Here is a 5,713-nt window from a genome sequence, read left to right on the forward strand (position 1 = left end):
ATCTATTACATCTGATAATGGGATAGAATTTTCAGGTTTGACACGTCTTCTAAAAAATCAACTTTTGGTCTATTTCACGCATCCTTATTCATCTTGGGAGCGCGGGACCAACGAAAATCATAATCGTATGATTCGTCGTTTTATCCCAAAAGGTACGAAAATTAGCACAGTTAGTGAATCAAATATGAGGCACGTGCAGCAGTGGATGAATAGTTTACCAAGAAAAATCATGGGCTACGCAACACCTTATGAATCATTCATTAATGAAATCAGCAAATTGAAACTGGACTTAACGCGATTTGATATTGAGCCTCTTAGCATGTGACGCCTTACCTGAGCCACCTGACCATCAAGATGTTCAGGTGAGGCAGAAGAGCCTATCACACGCTAACTCAATGTCAAATCGCACGATATATTTACTAGGAATTTTAAATAACGTTAGACATTTTACAGGTGGCTAACTTGTACTTGAAATTTTCGCTATTATATTTGAGTAAAGGCGTCGTTTAATAATAAGTATGTTAATTATAACATTATCATGGAGGTGTTTGAATATGAATCAAAAACAAGTCGGTAGATTAACACTTGTTTTATTTTTTTAGTAGCAAAAATCTGTTGAGATAAAAATCAAAGGATATGGTAAGGATTGGCTTTGGAATTGTTATTATTATGACTTGGCTACTAACTATTAATCTATCATTTTCTAACCATTTGAATCTAATCACTCAATCTGTTACCGATAACAAATTGAGTGGTTTTATTTTTTTGTCTATAATTAGAGAGTTAGAGTGAAAACGTTTTTTTTGAGAGGAGTGAGCAGGTGAAAAGAGGACAAGCATATTATCGATATTTCTTAAAAGGAGAAGCCACATATAAAATTAATTTTATTTCTTATTTATTTTCAGGTGTCATTCAAATTGTGGCAGTTCTATTTATTTGGCAATTGGTGTATGCATCAACTGGGCAAGGTGAAATTGAAGGATTAACATATGCTGAAATTGTGATCTATACTTTAATTTCAACCGTAACGATGCAGTTTACGAGTCTGTCAAATGACTACGAGGTAGCGGGTGATATTTTGGAAGGAAATTTGGTTTATGAATTAATCCGACCCGTTTCTTATACAGTAAAATTATTTTTTAAAGGTTTGGCTCAAACAACGACGAGCGCCATTGTTGTGGGATTACCCCTTTTAATTGGGGTTGTCATCTATATGGGGCAAACAGAATCGCTTCTAAGTGTGTTACTTAGAGCACTATCCTATTTGGTAATAGTGCTATTAAGTATTGGATTAATGTTTTGTGTGAATTTATTATTTGGTTATTCAGCATTTTATCTTAATTATGCGTGGGGTTTTTTATTTTTCAAAGAAACATTCATTCGCCTGTTATCAGGCGCTTTATTTCCACTTGTAATGTTACCAAAATCTATTCGTAACCTTTTTTTATTGACGCCTTTTCAATATCTTAATTATTTTCCGACAATGACTTTATTGGGTAAATTATCGGCAGAGGAAATGTTAAAAGGTTTTATCATTCAAGGGGTTTGGTTAACAATATTAGCAGGATTATGTACGGTTTTTTGGCGTCATGCGATTAAGAAAATTACGATAAACGGAGGCTAGAAAAATGAAAAGGTATGTGAAATTATACGGTCTGTATTTGAGAAATTCGTTTAAAATTCTACGTTTATCAACGGCTAATTTTATTGTCGGTTTTGTCGCCTTTTTAGCGGTTCAAATTTCATCACTCTTCTTTTTATCAGTGACATTTGGGCGAATTCCAGAAGTAAATGGCTATAATTTTTATCAGGTTCTATTTATCTATGGCTTTGCTCAAATTCCGCGCGGGCTAGATCATTTTTATAGCGATTATCTGTGGATTTTTTCGAAGAACAGTATTGTGAAAGGCGAGATGGACCGTTATCTTGTTCGTCCAGTCAGTCCATATTTTCAAGTGATCTGTGAACGTGTTCAATATGATGCTTTTGGAGAAATTGTTGTTGGCGTGGCATTGACGCTCTATGCTTTACGAGAATTAACATTTCCAAATCCAATGGTCTCCTTAATACTAGGTATTTTTTACCTAATCACAGGTTGCATTATTTATACATCAATCAAAACGATTGTAGCAGCATTAGCTTTTTGGCTAAAACGCACAATTTTTATTCTGCAAGCAATCTATGGTTTGAGTAATTTAACGCAATATCCTCTTTCAATATATCCAAAGGGTGTGCAAGCTATCTTGATTTTTATTGTGCCGTTTGGAGTGGTTTCTTTTCTGCCTGCTACGGTGATTTTCACGTCGACAATTTTTAATTTGACGACTTTAGTGATTTTAGGTGTTACAACATTTTTTGTGTTAGTCGCAATGATTATTTGGAAAAAAGGAGTGATGAGTTATGAAAGTGCCGGAAATTAAGCCTGTCATCTCAGTGAAAAATTTAGCAAAAACATTTTTGATTAAGAAGCGACTCAACTTCTTTAAATCTGAGACGACCGAAAAATTAGCCGTTCAAGATATTAGTTTTGAGATATTCCCTGGTGAAATTGTCGGTTTCATTGGTAAAAATGGAGCTGGAAAGTCGACAACCATTAAAATGATGACCGGGATTTTAACGCCAACATCAGGAACGTGTGAAGTCGGCGGATTAATCCCTTACCAAGCACGGACTGAAAATGCAAAAAATATCAGCGTCGTGTTTGGTCAAAGAACGCAAATGAATTGGGATTTGACAGTCGAAGATAATTTTAAATTATTGAAAGAAATCTATGCAGTATCAGATGATAATTTTGAGCGACAAGTCAATCTTTTAGAAGAACATATGGAAATTAAAAAGTTCTGGAACTGCCAAGTGCGTTCACTTTCACTGGGTCAACGTGTCTTGACAGATATTGCTTTGGCTCTCATTCACTCACCCAAAATAATTTATCTTGATGAACCGACAATAGGTTTGGATATCTTGATTAAGGACAAAATATTGCGAACGTTACAGCTAATTAATAAGCAAGAAAATGTCACGATTATTCTAACAACACATGATTTAGGCGAAATAGAGATGCTGTGTGATCGCATTATAATTATTGAAGAAGGACAACTGATATATGATGATCAGAAAGATAAAATGTTAGAAACTTTTTCTAATGAGCTGACCATTCAATTTGAATTCGAATTAGAGGAACTTGAAGCATTACGTCAATTTATAGAATTAAAAAAACTAGAATATCAGTTTGAACATGAAAAAATGAGTATTACAATTGATCAAGACAAACAAAATGAAAAGGAAATTTTAAGCGAACTCTATCATCAATTCAGTATTAATAAAATGGATGTTTGCCGCGCAAGTGTCGAGGATATTGTGCGTGGAATTTATACAAAATAACATATTTTGATGAGAATATATTAAATACAATTGACAATTTTAAGTCTGTAATAGACAATATTCTTGATTAAGTATATAAGAGGAGGAAGTTAGTTGAAAAAGAATAAATGGTTAGTGGTTTCGACAGCTGTAGTGTTGGTACTGTTGAGTGGTTGTGGAAATACAGATAAAAAAGAGAATACAAAAGCATCAAGTAAAGAAAAGGTTGAGACTGTTGCGAGCAGTAAAACAAAGGAATCAACAACTGAAAGTAAAACCGAAGCTGGTGACACAGATCAATTCAAAACAATGATTAAAATGGCCCAAACACAAGTGCCACAATTAAAGAAACAATTTGAAGGTATGTATTCAGATATAAAAATTGAAGCAGGAGAAGGTCATACTATCGTGTACACATATGTTTATGAGAATGCAGTTCCTGGAGAAATTGATGTTGATGCAATGAAACCTGAATTAGTAAAAGGTCTGAAACCAACATTTGATGGCTTAAATAAAGTGATTACTGATCTTCAGATTGAAATGCTTTTCTTGAATCCTGATCAATCAGAAGTTGCGAAATTTACTGTCACTCAAGCAGATATCGATAAAATCGAACAAGAATAATAAAAAATAAAGCGAGAATTGGGAGCTATAAAATCCCAATTCTCGCTTTTAATATTTTTAGCGAATTGCTTCTTGTGTATCAACGTCGAAGAAGTGGCTCTTGTTTAAGTTGAAGGCTAAATCAATAACTTCACCTGGTGTATAAGCTGAACGAGCATCAACTTTTGATACGAATTCTGTTTCAGCAGTACGAGTATAAAGCATTGTTTCAGCTCCAAGAAGTTCTGCAACAACGACTTCTGAACGAACAACACTATTTGGTGTTGCGTCTTTCACAATTTCTTCACTATGAATATCTTCTGGACGAATCCCAAAGACTAATTTTTTACCGACATATCCTTTTTCATCTAATATTTTGAATTTGCCTTCAGGAAGTTGAACGCGTAATTCATTATTATCGGTAATGTAGCCATCTTCACCTAATGTAACATCGAAGAAGTTCATTGCTGGTGAACCAATGAAACCAGCAACAAAGACATTATTTGGTGTATCATAAACTTCTTTTGGCGTACCAATTTGTTGTACGAAACCGTCTTTCATAATAACGATACGATCAGCCATTGTCATCGCTTCAGTTTGGTCATGGGTTACATAAATCGTAGTTGTTTCTAAACGACGGTGTAATTTAGCAATTTCAGCACGCATTGCTACACGTAGTTTAGCATCTAAGTTTGATAAAGGCTCATCCATTAAGAACACTTTAGCATCACGAACGATAGCACGTCCCAAAGCCACACGTTGACGTTGTCCACCTGATAAAGCAGCAGGTTTACGTTGTAAGTATTCAGTTAACCCTAAAATTTCAGCAGCGTTTTCAACACGTTTGTTAATTTCAGCTTTGTCATACTTACGTAATTTAAGTCCAAATGCCATGTTATCGAAAACTGTCATATGTGGATATAGGGCATAGTTTTGGAAAACCATAGCGATATCACGGTCTTTAGGGGCCACATCATTGACTAGACGATCGCCAATCCATAATTCACCTTCAGAAATATCTTCTAAACCGGCAATCATACGTAATGTTGTTGATTTACCACAGCCAGAAGGTCCAACGAAAACAATAAATTCGCGATCAGCGATATCTAAGTTAAAGTCAGTTACAGAGTATTTTGGGTTTCCTTCGTATTTTTTATGAATACTTTTTAAAGCGATTTCTACCATAGTTGTTTTCCCTCTTTCAATTGATTTGTTACTTAGAGTATAATGGAAAGAGTATAACGCTTACAATGTTCAAAGTGACCAATCCTTTTTGTCACTTTGACGAAACGAAAGGGAGATTAAATTGAACATTGCATTAATTGCGCATAATAAAAAGAAACCACAGATGATTACGTTAGCAAAAGAATACCAAGAAATTTTAAAGCAACATGATTTATTTGCGACCGGTACAACAGGTAGTCAAATTAAAGAAGCAACAGGTTTAGAGGTGACTTGCTTTAAATCAGGCCCACTTGGTGGTGATCAACAAATTGGAGCCAGAGTTTCGGAAGGGTTAATGGATATGGTCATCTTTTTACGTGATCCACTAACAGCTCAACCTCATGAACCAGATGTTAACGCCTTAATTCGTTTGTGTGATGTCTATGAAATTCCACTAGCAACAAACCAAAGTACAGCAATTCTTTTATTGAAAGAATTAATTGAGCAAATTTCATAATCGTAATGCCTTGATACATTAACGTTCTAAAAGCAATAAAAATAAGAACCTCCCCATCTGTTATAATTA

The 5,713-nt window shown here is 34.6% G+C and carries 7 protein-coding genes; 6 read left to right on the top strand and 1 reads right to left on the bottom strand.

Annotated elements, in window-relative coordinates; translation table 11 throughout:
- The 5 genes from ESZ54_RS12355 to ESZ54_RS12375 all read left to right on the top strand — a co-directional run.
- Positions 1 to 325 (top strand): IS30 family transposase (locus tag ESZ54_RS12355; RefSeq protein WP_136137957.1); only part of this gene is annotated, 325 nt, incomplete at its 5' end.
- A 495-nt stretch (positions 326 to 820) separates the two neighbouring features.
- Complete coding sequence (locus tag ESZ54_RS12360; protein ID WP_136137958.1) at positions 821 to 1,624, top strand: ABC transporter permease; 804 nt, start codon at positions 821 to 823, stop codon at positions 1,622 to 1,624.
- Positions 1,625 to 1,628: 4 nt separating this feature from the next.
- A complete protein-coding gene (locus ESZ54_RS12365) occupies positions 1,629 to 2,420 on the top strand; it encodes an ABC transporter permease (protein WP_136137959.1) in 792 nt (263 codons plus the stop codon).
- Entirely contained in the window at positions 2,401 to 3,381 is a 981-nt protein-coding gene (locus tag ESZ54_RS12370) for an ABC transporter ATP-binding protein (RefSeq protein WP_136137960.1), read from the top strand. Before ESZ54_RS12365 ends, ESZ54_RS12370 begins: the two co-directional genes overlap by 20 nt.
- Positions 3,382 to 3,474: 93 nt before the next feature.
- Complete coding sequence (locus tag ESZ54_RS12375) at positions 3,475 to 3,984, top strand: hypothetical protein (RefSeq protein ID WP_136137961.1); 510 nt, start codon at positions 3,475 to 3,477, stop codon at positions 3,982 to 3,984.
- A 57-nt stretch (positions 3,985 to 4,041) separates the two neighbouring features.
- Here ESZ54_RS12375 and ESZ54_RS12380 read toward each other — a convergent pair whose 3' ends face one another.
- Positions 4,042 to 5,148, bottom strand: a complete 1,107-nt coding sequence (locus tag ESZ54_RS12380) for an ABC transporter ATP-binding protein (protein ID WP_136137962.1) — start codon at positions 5,146 to 5,148, stop codon at positions 4,042 to 4,044.
- 121 nt (positions 5,149 to 5,269) lie between these two features.
- On the opposite strand from ESZ54_RS12380, the gene ESZ54_RS12385 reads away from it, so the two are divergent.
- The gene (locus ESZ54_RS12385) at positions 5,270 to 5,644 is read left to right on the top strand and encodes a methylglyoxal synthase (RefSeq protein ID WP_136137963.1); all 375 of its coding nucleotides are present in this window, start codon (positions 5,270 to 5,272) and stop codon (positions 5,642 to 5,644) included.
- The last annotated feature ends 69 nt before the right edge of the window (positions 5,645 to 5,713 follow it).

It is taken from the genome of Vagococcus silagei, assembly GCF_004795745.1.
Lineage (GTDB): Bacteria > Bacillota > Bacilli > Lactobacillales > Vagococcaceae > Vagococcus > Vagococcus silagei.